Source organism: Amycolatopsis sp. lyj-109 (assembly GCF_046548995.1).
Classification (GTDB): domain Bacteria; phylum Actinomycetota; class Actinomycetes; order Mycobacteriales; family Pseudonocardiaceae; genus Amycolatopsis.
In genome coordinates this window covers 53,816-77,838 of the sequence record NZ_JAJPWR010000001.1, presented here as the reverse complement: position 1 = coordinate 77,838, position 24,023 = coordinate 53,816, and the positions used below count along the sequence as shown (strand labels likewise).

Annotated in this window: 19 protein-coding genes and 1 pseudogene; 8 read left to right on the top strand and 12 right to left on the bottom strand. The window is 72.7% G+C overall.

Annotated features, from left to right (window positions below; genetic code table 11):
• Nucleotides 1-20: 20 nt before the first annotated feature.
• Nucleotides 21-1,295: a sensor histidine kinase gene (locus ACLJQF_RS00340; RefSeq protein WP_410606152.1), complete on the top strand. Its 1,275-nt coding sequence runs from the start codon at nucleotides 21-23 to the stop codon at nucleotides 1,293-1,295.
• A gap of 75 nt (nucleotides 1,296-1,370) precedes the next feature.
• Here ACLJQF_RS00340 and ACLJQF_RS00335 read toward each other — a convergent pair whose 3' ends face one another.
• The 10 genes from ACLJQF_RS00335 to ACLJQF_RS00290 form a co-directional block, all read right to left on the bottom strand.
• Nucleotides 1,371-2,015 carry a LuxR C-terminal-related transcriptional regulator gene (locus ACLJQF_RS00335; RefSeq protein ID WP_410606794.1) on the bottom strand — a complete coding sequence of 215 codons (645 nt, stop codon included), beginning with the start codon at nucleotides 2,013-2,015 and terminating at the stop codon, nucleotides 1,371-1,373.
• Between the two features lie 54 nt (nucleotides 2,016-2,069).
• Nucleotides 2,070-2,870 (bottom strand): hypothetical protein, encoded by an 801-nt coding sequence (locus ACLJQF_RS00330; RefSeq protein WP_410606151.1) that lies wholly within the window; start codon nucleotides 2,868-2,870, stop codon nucleotides 2,070-2,072.
• A 3-nt stretch (nucleotides 2,871-2,873) separates the two neighbouring features.
• A complete protein-coding gene (locus ACLJQF_RS00325; RefSeq protein ID WP_410606150.1) occupies nucleotides 2,874-4,169 on the bottom strand; it encodes a type III PLP-dependent enzyme in 1,296 nt (431 codons plus the stop codon).
• Nucleotides 4,170-4,179: 10 nt separating this feature from the next.
• On the bottom strand, nucleotides 4,180-5,106 hold the full coding sequence (locus ACLJQF_RS00320) for a 3-oxoacyl-[acyl-carrier-protein] synthase III C-terminal domain-containing protein (protein WP_410606149.1): 927 nt from the start codon (nucleotides 5,104-5,106) through the stop codon (nucleotides 4,180-4,182).
• A 176-nt stretch (nucleotides 5,107-5,282) separates the two neighbouring features.
• Complete coding sequence (locus ACLJQF_RS00315; RefSeq protein ID WP_410606148.1) at nucleotides 5,283-6,863, bottom strand: RICIN domain-containing protein; 1,581 nt, start codon at nucleotides 6,861-6,863, stop codon at nucleotides 5,283-5,285.
• A 214-nt stretch (nucleotides 6,864-7,077) separates the two neighbouring features.
• Entirely contained in the window at nucleotides 7,078-7,527 is a 450-nt protein-coding gene (locus tag ACLJQF_RS00310) for a MarR family winged helix-turn-helix transcriptional regulator (RefSeq protein ID WP_410606147.1), read from the bottom strand.
• Nucleotides 7,528-7,690: 163 nt separating this feature from the next.
• Nucleotides 7,691-10,318: a LuxR C-terminal-related transcriptional regulator gene (locus tag ACLJQF_RS00305; RefSeq protein WP_410606146.1), complete on the bottom strand. Its 2,628-nt coding sequence runs from the start codon at nucleotides 10,316-10,318 to the stop codon at nucleotides 7,691-7,693.
• 47 nt (nucleotides 10,319-10,365) lie between these two features.
• On the bottom strand, nucleotides 10,366-11,592 hold the full coding sequence (locus ACLJQF_RS00300; RefSeq protein WP_410606145.1) for a hypothetical protein: 1,227 nt from the start codon (nucleotides 11,590-11,592) through the stop codon (nucleotides 10,366-10,368).
• A 130-nt stretch (nucleotides 11,593-11,722) separates the two neighbouring features.
• Complete coding sequence (locus tag ACLJQF_RS00295; protein WP_410606144.1) at nucleotides 11,723-12,517, bottom strand: SDR family NAD(P)-dependent oxidoreductase; 795 nt, start codon at nucleotides 12,515-12,517, stop codon at nucleotides 11,723-11,725.
• 4 nt (nucleotides 12,518-12,521) lie between these two features.
• A complete protein-coding gene (locus ACLJQF_RS00290; RefSeq protein ID WP_410606143.1) occupies nucleotides 12,522-13,322 on the bottom strand; it encodes an alpha/beta hydrolase in 801 nt (266 codons plus the stop codon).
• 132 nt (nucleotides 13,323-13,454) lie between these two features.
• Between ACLJQF_RS00290 and ACLJQF_RS00285 the strand changes: the two genes are divergently transcribed.
• Nucleotides 13,455-14,414, top strand: a complete 960-nt coding sequence (locus tag ACLJQF_RS00285; RefSeq protein WP_410606142.1) for a LysR family transcriptional regulator — start codon at nucleotides 13,455-13,457, stop codon at nucleotides 14,412-14,414.
• A 121-nt stretch (nucleotides 14,415-14,535) separates the two neighbouring features.
• Here the strand turns inward: ACLJQF_RS00285 and ACLJQF_RS00280 are convergent, their stop codons facing one another.
• Nucleotides 14,536-17,268: a BTAD domain-containing putative transcriptional regulator gene (locus ACLJQF_RS00280; protein ID WP_410606141.1), complete on the bottom strand. Its 2,733-nt coding sequence runs from the start codon at nucleotides 17,266-17,268 to the stop codon at nucleotides 14,536-14,538.
• 313 nt (nucleotides 17,269-17,581) lie between these two features.
• Here ACLJQF_RS00280 and ACLJQF_RS00275 point away from each other — a divergent pair, with 313 nt between their 5' ends.
• The 4 genes from ACLJQF_RS00275 to ACLJQF_RS00260 are packed head-to-tail and all read left to right on the top strand — an operon-like array spanning nucleotide 17,582 to nucleotide 22,464.
• Nucleotides 17,582-18,271, top strand: a complete 690-nt coding sequence (locus ACLJQF_RS00275) for a response regulator transcription factor (RefSeq protein WP_410606140.1) — start codon at nucleotides 17,582-17,584, stop codon at nucleotides 18,269-18,271.
• Nucleotides 18,268-19,734: a sensor histidine kinase gene (locus ACLJQF_RS00270; RefSeq protein ID WP_410606139.1), complete on the top strand. Its 1,467-nt coding sequence runs from the start codon at nucleotides 18,268-18,270 to the stop codon at nucleotides 19,732-19,734. Before ACLJQF_RS00275 ends, ACLJQF_RS00270 begins: the two co-directional genes overlap by 4 nt.
• A gap of 55 nt (nucleotides 19,735-19,789) precedes the next feature.
• The gene (locus ACLJQF_RS00265; protein ID WP_410606138.1) at nucleotides 19,790-20,473 is read left to right on the top strand and encodes a DUF998 domain-containing protein; all 684 of its coding nucleotides are present in this window, start codon (nucleotides 19,790-19,792) and stop codon (nucleotides 20,471-20,473) included.
• Nucleotides 20,467-22,464, top strand: coding sequence for a glycosyltransferase (locus ACLJQF_RS00260; protein WP_410606137.1), 1,998 nt, complete (start codon nucleotides 20,467-20,469; stop codon nucleotides 22,462-22,464). The genes ACLJQF_RS00265 and ACLJQF_RS00260 overlap by 7 nt, the downstream gene beginning before the upstream one ends.
• On the opposite strand, the gene ACLJQF_RS00255 is transcribed toward ACLJQF_RS00260, so the two are convergent.
• Complete coding sequence (locus ACLJQF_RS00255; RefSeq protein WP_410606136.1) at nucleotides 22,454-22,792, bottom strand: cytochrome P450; 339 nt, start codon at nucleotides 22,790-22,792, stop codon at nucleotides 22,454-22,456. The two genes, ACLJQF_RS00260 and ACLJQF_RS00255, sit on opposite strands and share 11 nt — an antisense overlap.
• 331 nt (nucleotides 22,793-23,123) lie before the next feature.
• On the opposite strand from ACLJQF_RS00255, the pseudogene ACLJQF_RS00250 reads away from it, so the two are divergent.
• Nucleotides 23,124-23,543 (top strand): annotated as a pseudogene (locus ACLJQF_RS00250) (FAD-dependent monooxygenase); the annotation flags it as partial.
• A 72-nt stretch (nucleotides 23,544-23,615) separates the two neighbouring features.
• On the top strand, nucleotides 23,616-23,927 hold the full coding sequence (locus tag ACLJQF_RS00245) for a hypothetical protein (protein WP_410606135.1): 312 nt from the start codon (nucleotides 23,616-23,618) through the stop codon (nucleotides 23,925-23,927).
• The last annotated feature ends 96 nt before the right edge of the window (nucleotides 23,928-24,023 follow it).

The following is a 24,023-nucleotide window of genomic DNA, read 5'->3' as shown; positions in this document are numbered from 1 at the left end:
ACCTGCGCATAATGGGCGCCATGACTAGCGGAAGCCCGGTCGCCACGATGACGCGCTCGCTGCTGCGCGACGGCGGACTGGCGACCCTGCGCGGCGGCGCGCTCGCCGTGGTGGCGGTGACCGAACTCGTGATGTTCGTCGTCGTGGTCACCGCCGGCTCGCTGATCGGCGTGGGTGTGGGGCTGTTCATGCTGCCCCCGGCCGTGCTGCTGATGCGCTCGCTGACCGACCGGGTCCGCGCGTCGGCGGCAGCGTGGTCGGGCGTGCGGATCGCCTCCCCGTACCTGCCGGAGCCGGCCGGGAGCTCGGCGTTGCGCCGCTGCCACCACCTGCTCGGCGACCGCGCGAACTGGCGCGACGCGCTGTGGCTGCTGGTGGACAGCTCGTTCGGCATCCTGCTCACGCTCACCCCGCTCCTCCTGGTCGCGCACGGGCTCCGCGGGCTCGCGATGCCGTTCCTGGTCGGGTCCGAGGCGGCCGACTGGCTCGGCAGCTGGTACGTCGTGCTCCCGGTGGACGACCAGCCGACGGCCTGGTTCGCCGCCATCCTCGGCCTGGCGCACTTCCCGCTCGCGCTGTGGAGCGCACCGCACCTGCTCAGGCTGCACGCGAAGCTCGCGGCGGGCCTGCTGTCACCGACCGAGGTGACCCGGCTGACCAACCGCGTGCAGCACCTGGCGGAAAGCCGGGACGACGCCGTGGGTTCGCAGGCGACCGAGCTGCGCCGCATCGAACGCGACCTGCACGACGGCGCGCAGACCCACCTCGTCGCGATGGGGATGACGCTCGACGCCGCCATGCGCGTGCTCGATTCCCACCCCGAAGCGGCCCGCTCGTTGATGGACGAGGCGAAGAACAGTTCGGCCAAGGCGTTGCAGCAGCTGCGCGACCTCGTCCGCGGCATCCAGCCGCCGGTGCTGGTCGACCGCGGCATCGCGGACGCGATCCGCACGCTGGCCATCGAAAACCCGCTGCGCATCGAGACGACCATCGACCTGCCCGGCCGGCCGTCACTGGCGGTCGAAACCGCCGCGTACTTCTCGGTGTCGGAACTGCTGAACAACGCGATGAAGCACTCGGGGGCGCACAGCGGCGCGATCAACGTCCACTACGAGTCCGGCCGGCTGGTGATCAACGTCAGCGACCACGGCGGCGGCGGCGCGAACACCGAGGGCGGCACGGGACTGCGCGGCATCGAGAAGCGGCTCGCCCCGCTCGACGGCTTCATCACGATCCTCAGCCCGCTCGGCGGCCCCACCATGGTGACGATCGAGATCCCCTGCGGCCTCGAGTGAGCAGTCTGCCGCAGCTCGTCGTGAGTGGTAATTCGGGTTAGAACCCGAATTACCACTCACGACGGCCTACGCGACTCAGTGCTTCAGGTAGGCCAGCACGGCCAGGACGCGCCGGTTGGCGTCCTCCGACTGCGGCAGGTTCAGCTTGGCGAGGATGTTGTTGATGTGCTTGGAAACGGCCTTCTCGGAAACCACCAGCTCGGCCGCGATGTTGCTGTTGGACCGGCCTTCGGCCATCAGCTTGAGCACCTCGCGTTCCCGGGGCGTGAGCCGTTCCAGGCGGTCGTCGCGGGTGTTGTGCGTCAGCAGCCGGGTCACCACGTCCGGGTCCATCACCGTGCCTCCGAGGGCGACCTGGCGGACGGCGTCGACGAACTGGTCGCCGTGGAACACGCGGTCCTTGAGCAGATAGCCGACCGAGCCCTCGCCGTCCGCGAGGAGTTCGTCGGCATACAGCCGTTCCACGTACTGCGACAGGACGAGTACCGGGAAGCCCTGGATCCGGCGCCGTGCTTCGATCGCGGCGCGCAGGCCTTCGTCGGTGAACGACGGCGGCAGCCGGATGTCGACGATCGCGATGTCCGGCCGTTCGCGCAGCATCGCTTCCAGCAGGTCCGGCCCGTTGTCCACCGCCGCGCTGACCTCGAATTCGTGCGCCTCGAGCAGCCGCACCAGACCGTCCCTGAGCAGGAACTGGTCTTCTCCGATGACCACGCGCACTTGTCCGTCCCCCGCTTCGAGCCCGACCACGACCACCCTCATCTTAGGGCGACGTCAATCGGACCCGGCCACCACGCAGATCCCCAGCGCACGGCGAAGCGGCTCGTAGTCGGCCAGCAGCACCGGACCGGCGGCGCCATCCGCGAGCGGCGCCCAGAGCCCGGTGCACGGGAACCCGGGCGGCGCGACGATGGCGTCCGGCCGGAACCGGGCGAGCCCGGGACCGACGACGACCGTCTCCGCCGGCTCGAACTCCGGAAAGGCTTCCGGCGCCACGTCGGCTTCGTAGCCGACGCGGACCGTCCGGCGCCCGCCGGCCTCGAACAGCAACGCCGTGGCGGCATCGCCGAGGCGATCCGGCGTGTCGTACGGCGTGACGCCCTGGTCCATGATCAGGACCAGGGCGCGCCGGAACCCGTGGCGCCGGACGTAGGAGCCGGCGATCCGCAGGGCGGTGAACGGGGCCAGGCTTCCCTGTCCCGACAGGGAAAACACCAGCGGGTTGCCGGGGAGCACGGCGGTGAGGTTCACCGGCGCCGACAGCCGGGGGTCGAACTCGGGCGCCGAGTGGGCGACGATCGCCAGGTCGATCCGCTCGCCGGACAGCTGTCCGGCGAGCAGCTCGCGCGCCATCGCGAGGAAGGGGTTGCCGCGCGCCCGCGTCACCCGGTCGGGCCGGAAGCCGATCTCGTGCCCCCGGCTGAGGTCGGCGAAGTACCGGTGCAGCTCGGGAACGTCGATTTCGCGGTCCCCGGGACCGAACTCGCGCCGGATCGCCAGCGCCAGGCGCAGCGGCAACGGCTGCAGGCCCGGCGAGGGCGCGGAGGACAGGGTGGTCGCGGACGCGCGGTACATCGCCTAGCGCTCCGCGCCCACGGTGACCGGCGCGGCGAACTCGTGCAGGTGCTGACGGCGCAACAGGTCCGCGGGCTCGTCCCGCTCGCTGACGAGGTAGTGACGTCCACAGTGGACGATGACCTCGGCCGGATAGCCGTGGCTGAGGAACAGCACCGGGGACGCCGTCGGACCGTAGGCGCCGGAGCGCGTGACGCCGATCAGGTCGCCGGGGCGCACCGCCGGCAGCGCGGCCTTCTTGGCGAGGACGTCGTTGGGCGTGCACAGCGGCCCGGTGATCTGCCAGGTTTCGGTGGCGGGCTCGTCGATGCGGTTGAGCAGCCGGATCGGGAAGTCGCGCTTGACGTAGGAGCCGATCCCGACGGCGGCCATGTGGTGGTTCGTCCCGCCGTCGGCGACGGCGAAGTTCTGCCCCAGCGAGGTCTTGGTGTAGCGGACGCGCACGACGTAGGTCCCGGCCGTGGCGGCCAGGTACCGGCCGAGCTCCATGACCAGCCGCGTCGCCGGGTGCCGCTGCGCGAACTCGTCGATCACCGGGTTGAGCATCGAGGCGAGCAGATCGCGGTCGAGGTCCCGCTCGCCGTCGAAGTAGGCGACCCCGAGGCCGCCGCCGACGTCGACCATTTCGAGCGGGAACCCGAGCTGCCGCGACACGCGCTCGGCGAGTTCGAAGATGCGCCGCGTGTTCTCGACGATCGGCTCCTCGTCGAGGATCCGGGTGCCCATGTAGACCTGCACGCCCATCACCCGCAGGTTCGGGTGCCGGTCCACGAGGTCGGTGGCGGCGAGCAGCTGCTCTTCGTCGATGCCGAACTGGCGCGGCTTGCCGCCCATGGTGAGACCCGAGCCCTTGACCGCGAAACTCGGGTTCACCCGCAGCGCGACCCGCGCTTCGATCCCGCGTTCCCGCGCGAGGCCGTCGAGGATCTTCAGTTCCCCGAACGACTCGCAGACGACGGTGTAGACGCCTTCGTCCAGGCAGGCGGCCAGTTCCGAGGTGCTTTTGCCCGGACCGAGGAAGATGATGTCCTCGCCGGCGACCCCGGCCCGCCGCGCGGTGATCAGCTCGGCCATCGACGACACCTCGGCCCGCGCGCCGTGGGCGTGCAGCAGGGCACACACCGAGATGTTCGGATTGGACTTCAGCGAGTAGAAGATCTCCAGCCGCGGGTGCAGCTGTTCACGCAGCCCCAGCAGCCGGCCACCCAGTTCGTCGCCGTCGTAGACGAAGAGCGGGGTGCCGTAACGCTCCGCGAGCTCGGCGATGCCGACCCCGGAGATCTCGAATTCGACACTCATGCAGCGCTCCTCATTTCCGGAAGACCATGGCGGAGAACGTCGACCCCAGGCCGACGGAAATCATCAGGTAGCGGGCGCCGGGCGCGATGAGCCCGAGGCCGTTCGCGGCGTGGTAGTTGAGAAACGGGTCGGCGCAGAAGCAGTGCCCGGTCACCCCGACGTTCTGCAGGAAGATCTTGGAGCGCGGAATGCCCAGCGCCGCGCTCGCGCGGACCCAGGAGATCTTGTTGACGTTGTGCGGCAGCACCAGGTCGATGTCGTCGACGGTCAGCCCGGCCGCCGCCACGGCCTCGCGCGCGACGTCGGCGACCGCGCCGGGGTAGATCTGCCGGAACTCCGCGGCTTGGTCGTCGTCGAGGATGACTTCGCCACCCGGGCCGCCGAGCGTGGTGGTGGCGTAGCCGAGCAGGGTGTCGGAGTCCTCGCCCGGGCCGACGAGCACCGCGGCGGTGGCCTCGCCCATGATCGCGGTGTCGGGGATGACCTGCGCGGAGTGGGTGAACGCCTTCTCGCCGGTGAGGACGAGGGCGAGCGCGTCGGGATCGCCGTCGGCGGCCAGCAGCGTGCCGCACAGGTCGACGGCGAGCAGCCCGGAGGCGCAGGCGTGGTCGGTGAGGGTGAACAGGGTCGCGTGGGTGAGCCCGAGCACCTCCCGCACGTCGACCATGGGATCGACGGGGTACGGGTTCGAGGCAGGCATCGTCTTGGCGCGGACGACGTAGCGGACGCGCTCTTCCCGGCCACGCAGGGAATCGAGCTTGCTGACCGCACCGAGCACCATGTCCGCTTCGGACTCGTCCGAGCGGCAGACCTCGTCGAGGCCGTACATCCGCCGGAACCGGCGCACCTGCCCGGTATCGAGGCCGAGCTCGTCCTGCAGCGCTTCGATCGGAACGGTCGTCGGCACGTAGGTGGACACCGCAACCAGCGAAGTCATCGCGCCGTCAACTCCCATCGGGGTTCGCCACCGGTTCTCGGACCAGCCAAGAATCGCGGCGAACGCTGACGAGGCACTGACGGCCCGCTGACCTGTGCCGCGGCCGGTCGTGAGTGGTAATTCGGGTTCTAACCCGAATTACCACTCACGACATTCTGGTGACCGGGCTGGAACGGTTATCCGGTCGCCGGGTACGGGAGGATGTCCCAGACCCGGTCAGCGGACTGCGGGGCGCAGTCGTACTGCGCGGGGGCGGCGTCGTTGCCCGGGTTCGGCACTCCGGCGCACCGGCCCGTCGCCCGGTTCTTCAGCTGGACGTGCCCGTCGGCCGCGACGATGTCCCACAGCTGGTCGGTGAACTGCGGCAGGCACTCGTACTGCAGCAGCGGCGCGCCGTTGACATTGTTCGCCCCGTGGACGATCAGGCACTTCTTCGTGTAGTGGTTACGCACCAGCACCCCACCCGACGCCTGCGGGTCGACCTCCCACGCCTGGTCCTGGAACTGGGGCAGGCAGTCGTACTGGAACGCCGGCGCGTCGTCGACGTTGTTCGCCCCGTGCACGATCAGGCAGCGGCCCGAGGAGCGGTTGACGACCTGGACCGGGTCCGGCACCGGGGCGATTTCCCAGACCTGGTCCGAGAACTGCGGAAGGCAGTCGTACTCGGCGGCGGGGGCCCCGTTGGTGTTGTTCGAGCCGAACACGACCGCGCAGCGCCCGGTCCCCCGGTTCTTCAGCTGGACGCCGCCGTCGACTCCGACGATGTCCCACAGCTGGTCGCCGAACTGCGGCAGGCACTCGTACTGCCGCAGCGGTGCGCCGTTGGCGTCCTCGCCCGCGTGGACGATCAGGCACTTCTTCGTGGCCTGGTTGCGTAGCAGCACACCGCCCGCGGCCTGCGGTTCGATGTCCCACGCCTGGTCGGCGTAGGCGGCCGGGCAGTCGAACTGGAACGCCGGCGCGTCGTTGCCGGTGTCCGCGCCCCGCACGACCAGGCAGCGCTTCGAGTTGTGGTTGACGAACCGGACGGCCCGCGGCGTGACCTGGTCGGCGATCCAGCCCGCGAGGTCGTCGGTGCGGGCGGCGACCGCGCCCTGGCGCGTCTCGGTCACCGAAAGGCAACCGTGCTGCCACGACCGGCTCAGGACGCCGGCGAGCTCGAGCCCGCCACCGGTGTCCGTGCGCAGCAGCGGCCCGCCGGCGTCGCCGAGGCAGGGGTCCTGGCCGGCCGGGCTCGTCACCGCGACCGTCGTCGGCGTGACGGCGCCGAGGGAGAAGGACGCGGTCGTCAGCCGGTTCGGCACCCATTCGGTGGCCGTGCGGCCGTACCCGGTGATCCGCACGGTCTCCGCGGCGGGTACCCGGCTCCCGACCCGCAGCGGAGTGACGTCGGCGACCGGGTGGGTCAGCTTCGCCAGCGCCACGTCGCGGTCGGCGCGGGCGACCACTGTGGACACCCGGAGGTTCTGGCCGTTCGCCGAGCGCAGGTCGGCCTGCCCGGCGTAGACGGTGGTCGGCTTCGCGGGTGCGGCCGGCTGCGCGGTGGCGCCGGGGAAGCAGGCCGCCGCCGTGACTATCCACTGTGGAGCGATCAGGGCGCCGGAACAGGCCGCGGTGTCCGTGGTGATCTTGACGGCGAACCGGTCGGCCCCGTCGGCGACCGGCTGCCCGCCGGCGAGGGCGTCGGCCGACGAGGGGACGAGGACCGCCCCGGCACAGACGACGGCGGCGAGGAATGGAATACGGGATCTTCGCATGGGTTCCCCCTACTGGTGGTTCGGTGGTTCGGAATGAGGACGACGACGACACGAGGCGGCGGCTCGGCGGCGCTCGCGCCCGAACCTCGCCGTCCGGGGCGGCCGACCCCACGGCAGGTCGAACTACCGGCAACTTCTGCTTCCCCCTCGCGTGCAGACTCGCTGGGCTCACGCTAGCCAAGATCGACCGGCAAGACCACCCTCATCCGGGGGGTTAGGCGGAGGGTTCCCCGAAGGCCTTCAGCAGCAGCCGGTGCAACGTCCGCCGCTCTCCTGGGTTGAGCCGGGCGAGCAGGTCGCCGGTCACCGCGCTGGAGACCTCCTCGACCTTGCCGACCGTGGCGTGGCCGTCCTCCGTGAGGGTGAGGACGTGCCAGCGGCGGTCCTCGGTGTCGCGCTCACGCGACACCCAGCCCGCGGCCTCCAGCCGGTCGAGCACCTTCACCAGGTCGCTGCGGTCGAGGCCGAGCCGGTCGGCGACGCGCTGCTGCGACAGCGGGCCGGACTCGCCGATGCAGACCAGGACGTAGTAGTCGCGCAGGGCGACCCCGTGGCCGGCCAGCGCCGCGTCGATCCGGCCGGCGCCGCTGCGGTGCAGCTGGCCCATCACGTACGTGGGCCAGCGCAGCAGCGCCTGCGGCCGATCGGACGAGGAAGCGGGCATGCCGGCGAGCATAGGGGTGGGCGCGGGCCGGTTCAATTGTAGGGATTCCCCGCAGTAGGCCGGGCCCACTTCCATGGCAGCCCCCGCGGGGTTGACCTCCGAAGCCCACTTCGCGGAAGCCCTGGCCGAGCGCCGGCGCGGCCACCTGCCCGGCCCGGCGACATCAGCAATCCGGTCCCTGGGGGAACGACAACCCGGTGAGCCCGGACCGGTCGGTGATCCCGAGCTTCGGGTACAGCCGGTAGAGGTGGTTGCCGACCGTCCGCACGGAGAGCACCAGCCGGTCCGCGATGTCCTGATTGGAAAGTCCTTCGGCGGCGAGCCGCGCGACCTCGCGTTCGCGGGCGGTCAGCTGCAGCCGGGTGATCTCCGCGACCAGCGGGGTCGTCGCCACTTCGCAGCCGCTCAGCGTCAGCATCGCCTGGGTGTGGAGCCGACGACCGGTCCCGAGTTCGCCCGCCGCGCGGAACGCCCGCGCCGCCTGGGCGCAGGCCTCGGCGGCGAGCAGGTCGGCACCCAGATCGGCGAACCGCTGCCCGACCTCGGCGAGCGCCGCGGGGTCCGGCCCGAGCATCGCGGCGACGTGGTCGGCGAAGACGCGCGGGAACTCGCTTTCGCTGTCCGCGGCCAGCTCGTGCAGGCGCTCCGCGGCGTCGCCGGGGCGCCCGACGCGGGCGGCGTCGTGCAGGGCGAACGCTTCGAACACGGGCGCACCCTGTGCGTGGCAGAACCCGGCGGCAGACAGGGCCAGCTCGCCCGCGCGCTCGGTGTCGCCGGCCGCGGCCGCCACCCACGGCCGCGCCAGCTCGGTCCACGGCTGCAGGAGTCCTTCGGCGGGTGACCGGAGCTCGTCCGCCTGCGCCAGCGCTTCGGCGGCGGCCGCCGGGTTTCCCGCGAGGGCCTCGGCGTGAGCCGCCTCCCCGATCACGTGGGCCCGGAACATCGCCGACACCTGCTTGGCGGCGAGTGCGCGGCCCTCCCGGGCCCAGCTCGCCGCGGTGCGGACCCGGCCGCGCAGGCGCGCGACCTGCGCCAAGGCGCCGCAGGAAAGGGTGAGCGGGAAATCCCACTGGGTGTCGACCGCGTGCGCGTAGAACTCCGCGGCACGCGTCCCCGCCTCGTCCAGCCGCCCGGCGAACAGGTCGGTGTAGCACCGGTACAACGCCCGCGACTCCTGGACCCAGGGGATCTGCGCGCACAGCGCCAGCTTGTCCTCGAGGTCGTCGAGCCGCTGCGCGGCCTCGGCCGCGCGACCCAGCTGGACCAGCGCCATGCCCTCGGACAGCAGCCGCTGCGCACCGACCCGCGGGTTGAGGTCCGGCCGAGTGGCGAGGCGCGTGGTCGCCTCCAACGACTTCCGCGGCTGCCCGGAGAGCAGGTCGAACACGCAGTGCAGGAAGTCGATCTCATCCTGCCACGCTCGGTCGCCGATCACCGCCCGGGTTTCCCGCAGCACCTCGTGCGCGGCGTCGATCCGGTGCAGGCCCCAGAAGAAGTTGTAGGCCCGGCCGACCGCCCAGTCGCCGCGCTGGGCGTCGGACATCGTCGCCCCGGCCACCTGCGCCATGACGGCCTCGGCCTCGGCGGGCCGCCCGGTGAGGAAGAGGATCCGCCACAGCACCTCGCCCCCGGCGACGCCCGCTCCTGCGTCGAGTGCCGCGCGGGAGAGCCGCTCCGCGAGGGGGAGTTCGAGCGCGGCGAACGCCTGGCGGGCCGCGGCGGTGAGCACGTCCGGCTCGATCGGCAGGGACGCGTCCAGCCGCCAGATCGCGATCCGGATCCAGTCGTCACGCCGCCGGGCTCCGGTGGCGGCGACCGCGTCGGCGAGCTTCTGCCGGACGACGCGGGCCCGCAGCGGCGGCAGCCGCGCGCGGATCACCTCGCTGTAGAGCGGGTGCCCGGCTCGCACGTCGACGCGCCGCCCGTCCTGCCGGGTCCACAGCAGGTTCTTCGACTCCGCCGCCAGCACGGCCCGCTGGCTGGTCAGCCCGACCAGGATGTCGGCGCCGACGGGTTCGCCGTAGGCGACGAGCTCGAGGACCTCCTGCTCGTCCGGTTCCAGCCTGCCGATCCGCTCGGCGATGAGCTCGGCGAGCCGGGGCGCCACCACCCACGGCCCCGTCCACTGCCACACGCCCGCGATCTCGGTGAGCGCGCCGCTTTCGCGGCCGGCGTTCACCAGTTCCCGCAGCAGCAGCATGTTGCCGCGGGTGTGCTCGAACATCCGCCGGCTGGTCACGCCGTCGACCGGGCCGTCGAGCACCGCGGCCAGGACCTCCCGGACGTCTTCGTGCATCATGGCCCGGATTTCCAGCCGGGCGGCCCGGTCCTCCTTCCACAGCGCGGTGATCGCCGGCGGGACACTTTCCCCGGCCCGGACGGTCACCAGCACGAACGCCCGCCCCGCCTGGGCGAGCTGGTGGACCAGTGCGGCGGAGAGCTCGTCGAGCAAGTGCGCGTCGTCGATCCCGAGCACCAGACGGCGGGCACCCGCCCGGCTGGTCAGCGCGTCCGCGATCCGACGGAGCAGTTCCGCCGGGCTGACGCTCTCCGGCACGGACGGCAGGCTCTGGGCGAGCGCTCCGAACGGGATCGACGTCATGGCCGCCGTCGCCGGAAACCACAGTCCCAGCGTCCGGCGGGTGTCGACGGCGCCGACCGCTTCGTAGGCCAGCCGTGTTTTTCCCACTCCCGCATCACCGACGAGAACGACGCCGTCCCGTTCCCGCATCGCGTTTTCGATCTGCCGGAGCTCGTCACTTCTGCCGACGAACGGCCACGGGCTGCTCACGACCAGCCAGCATAGCGACTCCGGGAATCGCGTTCACGGTCAATCGGCTACGGGCCGACCGTGAATATCGTCCTGGCCCATTGGCCGCCGTCCCGGCATTGCCCGTAGACGTAATGGTCGCCCATGGCCGCGGGAACGGTGATGGTCGCGGTGAACGTGCCGTCCGCCCGGATCGGCACCGCGGTTCCGATCGCCGCGCCGTCCCAGAGAACGTTGACGCTCCGGTCGCCGTAGTCGGGACAACCGCCATACTGCGCGCCGTGCACCTGCACGGAGCTGCCCGCGCGGCCGCGGGCCGGCGTGGTCGTCACCTCCAGCGGCGGGGTGACGGTGAACGTGCTCCGGGACCACTCGCCGCCGTCGACGCACCGGCCGTAGAGGTAGTGCGCGCCGGGGCCGGCGGACTCCGGAACGGTGAACCGCACGGCGAACCGGCCGTCGGGCTCGGCGGTGACGGTGTTCCCGGTGCCGTACCCGTCCCAGAGCACGTCGACCTTGCGGCTGCCCTCGGCGGGGCAGGCGGTGTAGCCGGTACCGTAAAAGTTGACCGCCGTCCCCGGCAGCCCTTTCGCCAGGTCCGTGGTCGTCGCGAGCCGCGGTTGCGCTGTCGTGGCACCGGTTCTCGGCGTGGTGGTGACCGGGACCTGCCCGGTTGTCACCCGGCCACCGGTCGCCGGAGGGCGCGCGCCCTCCGGTGCCCGGCCCCCGTCGTCACCGGTGCCGGGTGGCGGAAGGGCGGGCAGGTCTTCGGTGGGCAGGACCGGGACGGAGCTCGGTGGCGGCGACGGGACGGTCGACCGGGCCGACGTGACGCGGCCCGGCTCCGGCCGCGTGGTCGCGGTGCCGCCGTCGTCGTGCGGGGCCAGCAGGAACACGGTTCCCCCGCACGTGACGGTGATGCTCAGGAACACCAGCGACAGTTTCTTGTTCCGGGAGACGACCTTCTTGATCCGGGTGAACCAGGACCGCGTCACCACGGTGCCGTTGCCGTTCAGCACGACGGCATCCCCGTCACGTGCCTTCGCCTTCTGGTCGACGTCTTGCGGCCGGTATTCACGCAGCAACTCGGCGAGGCCCCGCGCGAATTCGGCGTCGGCGCCGACCCGGACCGCCAGTTCCGCGGAGAGCGTTTCTTCGCCGTCCGGATCTTTCGTGGCGGTTTCGGCGACGCCACCGAGGTGCTCTTTCACCAGATCCACCAGCCGCTGCTGGGTGTCCGTGAGCACGTCCATCGATTCCACGCCCTCGATGAACAGGCGCGCAACTTCCCTCACCTGGGATTTTTTCAGCACGGTTCCCTCGACCCCTCTCGTCCGCACGCTCCATTGTCGGCACACACGGAGATCACTTGAGGGATCGGCATTACTCAACTCGACCGGGACGCTACTCAATCCGGATCCGGATTCAGTGAGTTTCCGTCGCATAACCCCCGTCGATGGCGAATGTCGCGCCGGTGATGTTGCCCGCCACCCGGTCACCGGCCAGGAACGCCACCAGGTTCGCCACCTCCGCGGGCCGGGTGAACCGGCCGGTGACGACGTGCCCGGCCGCCTCCTCGGCGACCGCCTCCGGATTCGCACCCGTCGTCGCCGCGAGCGTTTCGGCCACGCCGCCGGCACCGAGCCACAGGTCCGTCGCGACCGGGCCCGGGTTGATCGCGTTGGCGCGGATGCCGCGGGGCCCGAACTCCTTCGACAGCGACTTCGTGAAGTTGACCAGCGCCGCTTTCGCCGCGCTGTAGTCGATCACGCCCGGGTCGGGCAGGACCGCGTTGACCGAAGCGACCGTGACGATGCTCCCCCGGCCCGCGGTCACCATCGTCGGCAGCACGGCCCGGGCGGCCCGGACCGCGCTCAGCAGGTTCAGCGTCACCGACCGCGTCCACTCGTCGTCGGTGACCAGCAGGAAGCCGTTCGGCCGCGGGGTGACGGCGCCGACGTTGTTGACCAGGACGTCGATGCGGCCGAACTCGGCCAGGGCCAGCTCGGCCAGCCGGCCCGGGCCGTCGGCGGTACCGAGGTCGACGGCGAGTGCGTGCACCTTCCCCGCTTGGACGAGGGCGTCCAGGTCCGGCCCCGGGACGCGCGCGCCCGCCACGACGTGGGCGCCTTCCGCGACGAGGGCTTGGGTGACGGCCAGTCCGATGCCCCGGCTGGCTCCGGTGACGACGGCGACCGCGCCGTCCAGTCCGAGGTCCACGTGCCTAGATCCCCTGCTCGCGCAGCCAGCCGAGCACGGCGTCGGCGACCTCGCGCCAGCCGCTGTCGACGGTGAGCGAGTGGCCGCGGCCCTCGAACTGCTTCAGCTCGGTGATCGCCGTGGAATCCCGGTACTGCTTGAAGGTCGAGCGGGTGACGACGTCCGGGACGGTGTGGTCGGCCGTCCCGGAGATCAGCAGGAGCGGGCCACGGTCCGCGCGGTGGGTGTCGACCGCGGCCTGGGAGTGCATGACGAAGTTCGCGGCCGCGGCCTGGAACAGGGGCCGGGCCGGGGACGGGATCGTCCAGCGCCGGTACAGCTCCGCCGATTCGTCGTCGGTCAGGGCGTTGCCGAAGCCGAACCGGAACTCCTTCTCGGTCAGCGACACCGAACGGTGGAGGTTGGCGGGGTTGCCCAGTGCGGGCAGACCTGCGCGCAACTGCGCCAGCGGCAGCGGCAGGACGCCCTTGATCTGCGCGGGATCGATGGCGACGCCGGCCAGGCCGATTCCCTGCCCCAGCAGCTTCTCGGTGATCAGGCCGCCGAAGGAGTGCCCGATGAGCACCGGCGGCCGGTCGAGGCTGGCGATGATCGACGCGAAGTGCTCGGTGGCGTCGTCGATGCCGATGTCCGCGACGGCGTCCGGGTTCGCCCGCGCCAGCTCGACGGTTTCCGGCTCGTGCGGCCAGCCGGGCGCGACGGGCGCGTACCCGGCCGCCCGGAAGTGGTCGATCCAGGGGGTCCACGAGGTGGCGTGCAGCCACAGCCCGTGGATGAACACGACGGGGGTGCCCGGGTCGGCCATCGGATCCTCCAGTTCGTCCGGTTGTCCCCCAAGCCAACCGGATCGGCGGCCACCGCGTCCAAGACCTGTTGCGCCGGGATCCATAGCCGTGGTGGCATCGTCGGCACCCGACCCTTCGCGCGGAAGGCCCGCATGGACCTCGATCTCAGGCTGGTGCGCTACTTCGTCACCGTCGCCGACGAACTGCACTTCGGCCGGGCGGCGGCCAAGCTGTTCATCAGCCAGCCGACGCTGTCCAAGCAGATCCGCAAGCTCGAAACCGACGTCGGCGGCGCCCTGCTGGTCCGCGACAGCCGCCACGTGGCCCTGACCCCGCGCGGCGACCGGTTCCTGCACCTGGCCCGGCAGCTCCTGGCGACGGCGGACCTGATGCTGCGCGAACCCGCCCCGCACCACCTGCGGATCGCCCACATCTTCGAGCTGGACACGGGCCGGGTGGTCGCGGACGCGTTCCACACCGCCCACCCCGGCATCCGGCTCGTCCAGAGCCAGATGGACAGCGCCCGCCAGCTCACGGCGTTGCTCGAGGACCAGCTGGACGTCGCGATCATCCGCGTCACGAGCGCGCTGAAGGCGGCGCATCCGGCCGGGTGGCAGCACAAGCTGCTGCGGCTGGAGCCGTTCCGCCTGGTCGGCCGCCCGGGCGACCCGCGCCGCCCGTCGGTGTCGGTGCACGAGCGTCCCCTCGAGGTGTTCGCGGACGCCCCGGGCACGGCGCTGTACAACGTGCACGGCCGGTACCTGAGTTCGTTGGAGCAGCACACCGGGCTGGCCCTGCGCTGGCTCGGCAACCCGGGCACGTTCGACACGTGCCACGCCGCCCTGACCCGGGCGCCGGACAGCGCTTACCTGCTCGAGTTCGACAGCTACGCCCGCCGGTACGCCGAGCTGGGGATTCCGGCCTACCGGCCGCAGGAGCTGCAGCCGGTGTACCCGTGGTCGCTGGCCTGGCGGGAGGGTGCGCCGCCGGCGAGCGTCCGGGCGTTCCTGGAGGTGGCCGAGGAGGTCGGTGCGCGGCAGCACTGGCTGCTTCCGGAGCGGGTGGACGGGGTACCGCTGTGGGCGCCGCCGGAGGATCTCGCCGTCGTGTGACGGGAAGCGCTCCGCACCGAAAGCGCCCCAAGGCGGCCTTCGGTGCGTCCCACGCACCCAAGGCGGCCTTCGGTGCGTCAGACGCAACCAAGGCCACATTGGGGCGCATCCCTGGTCGCTGTCAACGAGCCTCGGACGCGCGACGCCAGTCGTCGCCGGTGACGGCGGCCAGCCTCTCCTGCACCCGCGCATGACGGAACTGGTAGACACCCCCGGCCTGCCGCAGCACCCCGCGCCGGTGCGCGTCGTCGAGGAAGTGCATCAAGCGCCACGGCAGGCGGCCCGTCGCCGCCAGCCACAGGTGGTGGACGAAGTAGTTGCCCCACGCGCGGGTCACCAGGACCGCCAAGCCGATGCCCATGCCAAAACACACGCCGACCACGACCGGGGCCACCGGGTCGGTCGCCGCCGGGAACACCTGGCCGCCCGCCAGTGCGCCCGCCACGCCGTAGCACGCCGCCGCGACGCCGCGGGCCATGAAGAACCCGAACGACGCGCCCGCCACCCCGCCGGCGATGGCCAGTGCCAGGTCGTAGCGGCCGCCCAGCACCGGGAGGAACCGGGTCTGCGCCGTGAACGCGAACGCCATCCCGTCGAACAGCCCCAGGGACACCAGGAACGACACGGACAACGCGATCGCGCCCGTCCGCTCGTTGCGCAGGATCGTCCGGGGGCTCGCCACGCGGCTGGCGTCGACCGGTTCCGCCAGCCACACGTGCACCGCGAACACCAGGCCGAACACCAGCGCCAGGAAGACGACCAGGCCCGCCGCCAGCGACCAGCCCAGGCCGAGCAGGACGCCCACCGCGGCCCCGATCGCGAAGCGGCCGGCGAACTTCCCGGCCGCGCCGGCGAAGCGCAGTTCCGTGCGCAGCGGCTCCGGCGGACGGCCGAAGCGGTGCGTCAGGTAGGCGGCGCCCCCGAACGACAGGCCGTAGATCGCCGCCAGCACCGGGCCGTCGTCGACCCAGCCGGTGACGACGAAGAACAAGGCGATCAGCACGCCGACCAGGCCCGACCGGGTGCCGGCCGGCACCGCGCGGTACAGCTGCCACCAGGCCAGGTCCCGGCTGCGTGTGCGTTCGAGGTGCCGGGCCAGGAATCCGAGCCAGCGGGTCGCCTGCTCCGCGGTGTAGCGCCCCGACGGGCTCGTCTTCGGGTTCCGCCCCGGCGGCTGCGGCACCTGCGCGTAGGCGTTGGGGACGAAGGAGTCGAGCAGCTGCCCTTCGAGGGCTCCGGCGTCGCCGGCGGCGAGCAGCTCCGCGGGATCGGCGGGCGGACGGCCGTAGCCGATCCGCGCCAGGTCGACCATCAACGGCGTCCGCAGCACCCGGGCCAGTGCCGCGTCCGGATCGCGCCGCAGCCGGTCGGCGACCGGTAGCCAGCGGTCTTCGCCCTGCCGCGCGGCCAGGTAGGTGATCGCCTCCTGCCGGGCGACGGGCTCGAGCCGCACCACGGTGGCGGCGGCCAGCACCGTGCCGGACTCGCGCGTGACCTGCTCGTACTCGGCCGAGCGGCAGGTCAGCACCAGCGAACGCCCGGCGCCCACGGTCTGGTCCAGTGCGTCGAGCGCCACGACGCGCAGGTCGGCCGGCATCTCGTCGAGGCCGTCGAGGACCGGGACGACGTGACCGCCGAGGACGAGCCGGGTCGGGGCGTCGGTCCCGTACTCGCGGGCGGTGAGCAGCGCCGGGTGGTTTTCGGCGAGCCGGGCCGCCAGCCACCGGTCGAGGTGCTCCCGCCGCGGGTCCCACGAGGCCAGCGACAGCAGGACCGGGACCGGCGCGTCCGGGGTGCGGGTGCGCAGCAGCTCCAGCGTCAGCATCAGGGCGAGCACCGACTTGCCGGAGCCGGGATCGCCGAGCACGACCAGCTGCCGCACGGGCAACGCGGTGAACGTCGCCGCGATGTCGTCGAGGTCGCCCCGCGGCGCGGGCTTTCCGGCGCGGGCGACCGCCGACCAGCGCAGCATGATCGGCTGCGGCCGGTGCAGCGAGCGCAGCTCGGCTTCGGCGCGCCACTGCCAGGTGACGGCTTCGGCCAGCTCGGTGACCGCCCGGTCGAACTGGTGGTGCGGGAGGACTTCCGGCGCCGGCTCGGGCTCCGGCTCTTCGGCGCTGGGCGCGGCCTCGGCGAGGATCTGGTCGTGGAGCCGACGCAGGTCGGGGTTCGGGTCGACGCCGAGTTCGTCGGCCAGCCGCCGGCGCAGGGCGTGGAACAGCGTCGAGGCTTCGGCGTAGCGGCCCTCTTTCGCGAGGGCGCGCATGAGGAGCAGGTGGGACAGCTCGCGGGTCGGGTGCTCGCCGCAGAACTCGGTCAGCTCGCGGACGACTTCCCCCGTTTCGCCGAGCCGCAGCCGCCATTCGGCACCGAGTTCGACGGCTTCGGCGCGCTGTTCGTCGAGCAGCGCGGCCCGGCCGGAGAGCGTGGTCGTCCGCAGCCCGTCGAGCGCCGGGCCGCGCCACAGGGCGAGCGCGGCGCGGATTTCCTCGACGGCGTCGACGAGTTTGGCCTGCCCGGCGAGTACCCGGGCAGCCGCGACATGCCGGCGGAAGCGGAGGGAGTCGAGGTCGCCGGGGTCGAGCTGCAGCCGGTAGCCGGGACCGTCGGTGACGATCATCGCGCCGGCTTCGCCGAGCCGGCCCCGCAACGCGGAAACGCAGTTGCGGACCTGCTTCACGGCCGTCACCGGCGGCTCGTCCTCCCAGAGCGCGTCGATCATGCGCTCCACCGGGACGACGGTGCCCGCGTTGAGCAGCAGGACGGCGAGCGCGCGTTGCTGCCGCGGGCTCGCCAGGGTGATTCGGCTCCCGTACGCCTGCACTTCCAGCGTCCCGAGAATCCGGAACCTCATCGCAACCCCCTGGTCGTCAAATCCGGCCGGTTCTCCGAACGCGCAGGTGAAGCGGCGAATGCCGGCGCGAGGACGAAACGAGGACGGCGTCCGGAACCCTAGGGCCACGGCGAAAGAGGGGGAATGCCGGGGCGACCCGGTGGCGGGCGCGTCGTTGGGGGTCGCGCCCTCCACCGGGACCGCCCGGCCGTGCGGTCTGCCCGCGGAGGGCGCGTCGTCGGGGGCGCGCCCTCCGCGGGGGCCGCCCGGGTTCTTAGCCGTTTCTTAAAGCCATCCCTGGCCACCGATCCCGCTGCCTCGGACAATCGGCGTGGTGCTGATCGTGATCGCCGACGACGAGGACGCCGTGTGCGACTCCCTGTCGCGCACCCTGCGGTTCGAGGGCTATGCCGTCGAAATCGCCAAGGACGGCCAAGCCGCCCTCGACGTCATCCGGGAACGCGAACCCGACGGGGTCATCCTCGACGTCACCATGCCGGTGCTCGACGGCCTGGAAACCTGCCGTCGGCTGCGGGCCGGCGGGAACCTCGTGCCGGTGCTGATGCTCACCGCCCGCGGCGACGTCACCGCGCGGGTCGCCGGCCTGGACGCCGGCGCCGACGACTACCTCGCCAAGCCGTTCTCCCTGCAGGAACTGCTCGCGCGGGTGCGGGCGCTGCTGCGGCGCGCACGGTACGAAGCCGTCCCCGAGGCCCCGGCCGGCCTCCGCTTCGCCGACCTCGCGCTCGACCCGGCCACGCGGGAAGTCGTGCGCGCGGGCCGTCCGGTGCGGCTGACGCGAACCGAGTTCGCCATCCTCGAACTCTTCCTGCGCCACCCGCGGCAGGTGCTGACCCGGTCCGTCCTGTTCGAACACGTCTGGGGCTTCGACTTCGGCAACAGCTCCAACAGCCTCGACGTCTACCTCGGCTACCTGCGCAAGAAGCTGGAAGCCGACGGCGCCGGCCGGCTCCTGCACACCGTCCGCGGCGTCGGCTACGTCCTGCGCGAGGACCCGCTGTGAGGCTGCTGCGCGGCCTGGGCCGGCGCCGGCTCACCCTGCGCACGCGGGTCGCGGTCCTCTCCACGCTCGGGGTCGCGCTCGCCGTCGTCGTCGTGTCCCTCGCGGGCTGGTGGCTGATGCGCGCGCGGATGTACGAGAACCTGGACCGCCAGCTGCGCGCCGACACGGCCGAGGCGGCACGGGCCGCGACACCCGAGGAAGCGCTGCGCACCCTGCGCAGCGCCGACCAGCTGCCGGGCAGCTGGTCCGACGACGACCTGCCCACCGAAATCCGGCGGCTGCTGCGGCTGGCCGGGTTGCCGCCGCCCGTCGTCGTCCGGTTCCTGGACGGCGGCGGCCACGTCGTGTCCGCCACCGCGGGCGCCGGGTGGCTGGGGCCGGTGACCTCGCCCGCCGTCCGCGTCGCGGCGAGCGGGAGCGGCCAGGACGTCGACGACGCCGAGTTGGGCGACGAGACGGTCTACCGGGTGAGCACCGCGCCCCGGCCCGGCGGCGCGGTCCAGGTCGCCGGCCGCGTCATCGGTATCGAAGGGACGCTCGACGACCTCCGCGTGCTGCTCACCTGGATCGGGCTCGCCGGCGCCGCCCTCGCGGGCGTGGTCGGCTGGGGCGTGGCGCGGGCGGGCCTGGGCCCGGTCCACCGGCTCACCGGGGCCGTCGAGAAGGTGGCCGAGACGCAGGACCTGGACAGCTCGATCCCGGTGGCCGGCCGCGACGAGATAGCCCGGCTCGCCACCGCGGTCAACCACCTGCTCACCGCGCTCGCTGCGTCGAAAGCCGCCCAGCAGCAGCTCGTCCAGGACGCCGGCCACGAACTGCGGACCCCGCTGACCAGCCTGCGCACCAACGTCGAACTGCTCACCTACGCCGAGCAGCAGCTCGGCTCCGGCAAGGTGCTCTCGGCGGAGGACCGTGCCCGGCTGCTGCACGATCTCGGGGTGCAGGCGGAGGAGCTGACCACGCTGACGACCGAGCTGGTGGAACTGGCCGCGGAGAACGCCGACCCCGAGCCGTTCGGGCCCCTGGACCTGGCCGACGTGGTCCACAGCGCCGTCATCCGTGCCCGGGCCCGCTGGCCGCAGGTCGTCTTCGCCGTCTCGGCCACGCCCGCGAGCCTGACCGGCCAGCCGGGCGGGCTGTCCCGCGTGGTGCTGAACCTGCTCGACAACGCCGCCAAATGGAGTCCACCGGGCGGGACCGTCCGGGTCAATCTGTCCACATCGGACGGACACGCCGAGCTGGCCGTCACCGACGAAGGACCGGGCATCGACGAACCGGACCGACCCAAGGTCTTCGAGCGCTTCTACCGGGCCACCGCCGCCCGCTCCATGCCCGGCTCCGGCCTCGGACTGGCCATCGTCGCGCAGATCGTCACGACACACGCCGGCAAGGTGACCGCCGACGCGGCACCCCACGGCGGCGCCCGGCTCCGCGTACAGCTGCCGGCGGATCGCGATTCTTAACCGGCCCAGCGGCGGTTCTTAAGGTTCTTTCATCCGCGGACCCGAAGTTCGAATCGTGTCCTCCGTCGAAACCCTCCGTCCCGCGCCGCCGGCGCAAGGCAACGCCCGCGCCTGGGCCACCGCCGCGGTCGCGTGCTTCGGCCTGTCCGTGGTCACCGCGCTCGTCCTGCACGTCACCCAGGCCGCCGACGTCGATCCGGTCCGGCAGGTGATCAGCGACTACGCCCTCTCCCCCGCCGCTGCCGGGTTCGCCTTCTGCGTGCTGACGCTGGCCACCGGGACCGGCTTCCTGGTCGTCGGCCTGGCCAGGGCCGGGCTGCCGGTGACGCGGCCCGTCGTCGCGCTGGCGGGCTGCTGGGGTGCCGGGCTGACGCTCTGCGCCTTCTTCCCCACCATCCCGACCGGCGCGCCGATGACGTTCTCCGCCGAAGTCCACCGCTTCGCGGGCCTGGTGCTGTTCGTCAGCCTTCCCGCCGCGGCCGGGCTCCTCGCCCGGGGCGCCGCGAACCACCCGGCGCACCGCGGCTTCGCCGTCCGGCTGCGGCGGCACACCCGCTGGGCGTGGGCCGCCCTCGCGGTCTTCCTGCTCAGCCAGCTGCCGGTGCTGCTCGCGCCGTCGCGCGGCTTCGACGGCCCGCTGTTCCAAGGGCTCGCCGAGCGGCTCGTGTTCGTCGGCTACCTCGTCCTGCTCGGCGAGCCGGCCCTCGCCGTCCTGCGCTCCGGGAGGAAATCATGCTGACCCTCGCCATCGGGCTCGCCGCCGCCGGCGCGTGCTGCTTCGCCGGCACCGTCCACCTCCAGCACCGAGCCGTCCGCGGGGCGGCCGCGGGTCCCGAGCTCCGGCTGTCCGGGATCCGGGCCGTCCTGCGCACCCCCGGCTGGTACGCCGGGATCGGGCTCGCCGGGCTGGGTGCCGCGCTGCACGTCCTCGCGCTCACCATGGCCCCGCTCGCCGTCGTGCAGCCGGTCGGCGTGCTCACGCTGGTGCTCACGGTCCTGCTGGCGCGCATCCCGCTCACCCGGACCGTGCTCGCCGCGCTGGCGATGAGCGTCGCCGGGCTCGCGGGGTTCGTCGCGTGGTCCGCCACGGCCACGAACGCCGCCGTGAGCGCCCCCGATCTCGGCACCGCGCAGTGGGCGCTGCTCGGCGCGGCCGGGTTGGCCACGGCCGCCCGGTACACCCGCGGCCGGACCCGGTCGCTGCTGTCCGCGCTCGGCACGGCGGTGCTCTTCGGGTTCACCTCCGCGCTGATCCGGGCGGCGGCCGTCGCACCGTTCGCCCTCCTCGTGATCGCCGAAGCCGTGGCCGCGACCCTGGCCGGGGCGTGGCTGCTGCACCAGGCCTACGCGAGCGGACCAGCGCCGATCGTGGCCGGCGCGACGACCGTCGTCGACCCGCTCAGTGCGGTCCTCATCGGTGTTTTCGCCTACGGGGAACTGACTCCGGGGCAGCTCGCCGTCCTGGCCGTGCCCGGCGTGGTCGCCGTGGCCGGGCTCGTGCTCCTGGTCCGCGAACTGCCGTCGCCCGCCGCGCCCGCACGCCGGATCCGGCGCGAGGGACCGCTGCGCATCGCGATCACCGCGGACACCTACCCGCCCGACGTCAACGGCGCCGCGAACTTCGCCGCCCGCCTGGCGTCCGGGCTGGCCGCCCGCGGGCACGACGTCCACGTCCTCTGCCCGTCACCCGGCAACGAGACGTTCACCGAGACGACGGCCGGGGTGACGGTCCACCGGCTGGGTTCGGTGCGCACGCCGTTCCACCCGACGTTCCGGATCTGCCCGCCGTGGCGGACGGCCACGGCCGTACCGGCGCTGCTCGCCGGGATCGACCCCGACGTCGTGCACACGCAGGCGCACTTCCTGGTCGGCCGCAGCGCGGTCCGGGCCGCCACCGCGGCCGGCGTCCCCGTGGTGGCCACCAACCACTTCATGCCGGAGAACCTGCTCGACTACGGCCCGTTGCCGCGCTGGACCCACCGCCCGCTCACCCGGCTGGCGTGGCGCGACCTCGTCCGGGTCTTCGGCCGCGCCACCGTCTGCACCACGCCGACCCCGCGCGCGGCCCGGCTGCTCGAACACCACGGCCTGCACCGGCCCGTGCTGGCGATCTCCTGCGGGATCGACCGCGCGCACTACGCCGGCCCGCCGGACGAACCGGCCGTCGCACCGGCCGTCCTCTTCGTGGGCCGGCTGGACGCGGAAAAGAACGTCCACGAGCTCCTGGAGGCCGCCGTCGCGTTGCCCCCGGACGTCCGGGTCGAGCTCGTCGGCGACGGCAGCGAACGCGCCCGGCTCGAGGCGCTCGCCGCGCGGCTGGGCCTCGCGGACCGGGTCACCTTCCACGGGTTCGTCCCGGACGCGGACCTGGTCCGGGCCTACCGGCGGTGCGCGGTGTTCTGCATGCCGGGCACCGCCGAGCTGCAGAGCCTGGTGACGATGGAGGCGATGGCCGCCGGCAAACCGGTGGTGGCCGCGGACGCGATGGCCCTGCCCCACCTCGTCCGGCCGGGACGCAACGGCTGGCTCTACCCGCCCGGCGACGTCGCGGAACTGGCCGCGCGGCTCACCGCGGTCCTGACCGACGCACCGGCCCGGACGGCGATGGGCCAGGCCAGTCTCGACCTGATCGCCGCCCACGACCTGGACTCCACTTTGGACACGTTCGAAGGGGTCTACCTCGATGTGGCGGCCCGCCCGGTGGCCGTTGTTCTCCGGGCTACCAGGTGATCGGGAGCTCGTGCAGGCCGTAGCCGAACATCTCGTGCCGGAACGGGAGGTCCTCCACCGGCTTCGCCAGTGCCGGCGCCGGCATCCGCTCGGCCACGGTGCGGATCGCGACCTGGATCTCCACCCTGGCCAGTGACATCCCGAGGCACTGGTGGGGTCCGAAGCCGAAGCCGAGGTGCTCGGCGCCCGCGCGGTGGATGTCGGACGCCGCCGCGCCGGGGAACGCCCGCTCGTCGCGGTTCGCCGCCGGGAGGTGGAGGATGACGTTCTGACCCGCGGTCGCGGCCGACGGTGTGTCTTCGGCACTGCGCAAGGCCACCAGGATCACCGGGCGCCACCACGGCTACCCCCACCGCCTGGCCACCTTCGAAGCCGTCACCGACGCGGCGGCCGAGGCGTTCACCGCCTACCGGAGCCCGCGGGACTCCGGCTCGTCTACCCGCTGCCCGGCGGCCGCGTCCGGGTGTACGCCCAGGTCGGCCCGCACGAGCTGCGCGGCGACCCGCACCACTGGTACCGCGGGCTCGCCGACGACGTACCCGCGCTGGACTGGCTGGCCGACGCGCTGCCGCCGTCGCCGCGGCGGCCCCAGTCGCTGCCGGTGTCCCGGTTCCTCGCCGACCGGCTGACCGTGCCCGGGCCGGCACGGGGACGCGGCCCACGTCGTGCACCCGATGGCGGCCCAGGGACTCGGCTGCGCGGTCGCCGACGCCCTCGCACTCGCCGCCCGGGTCGCCGAGGTGTGGACGGGCGACCTCGCCGCCGCGGTCGACCGCGCGCTACCCGGCTACCAGGCCGGCCGGATGCCGGCGCTCGTCCACAACCAGCGGACGAGCCACCGCGCCGCCCGGCTCATCACGAACACCTCCCCCGTCGTCCGGCGGCTCAGCGAGCGGGCACTCCGCCGGACCGCCGCCAACTCCCGGCCGCGGCACCTCATGGCGTACAACATGGCCGGCCTCGGCATCCGGCCGTTCTCCCCCGCCGACCGGCTGCGACAGTTCGGTCTGCTCCCCCACGACCGCCCGCACGCACGAATCCTCACGTCGGAGGATGTGCGCACGGTCGACGCCAGCTAAATTCAGCTTCGCCCAAGGTTATTCCCGAACTGCTGCGCGATGCGGCTTTCTTTTTGGAACAAGGTGAAGGACATGACGGTCGACCCCATTCAGGCCGCCGCGGAAAAGTACGCCCCGGCCGGCGGCGGAGGAATCCTGTCTCCCTTGGAGGTGACCAGCGCGCAGACTCCGACGTCCTGTGAGGAGGCGGCAGCGTTGGCCTTGCTCACGGCCGCCCAGAGGGCGACCGACGCCAAGACGGCCTGGCACTGGTACCACGTGTACGGGGCACTGGTGAAGAGCGCCGCCATGGGCGGATTCGTCGACGCGGACGGCACCTATCTGCTTGAATCGGGCAGCGAGATGTCGATCACCGATCTGACGAACGTCCGGTCCCGTTTCTGAGTCGACTTCGTCGAGCAGTTCCGGAGGCTCCCCGGACAGTTCGTCGGTGCGCGCCATCCGGTTACGGCTCCACCCCGGATCGCGATTCCACCGGAA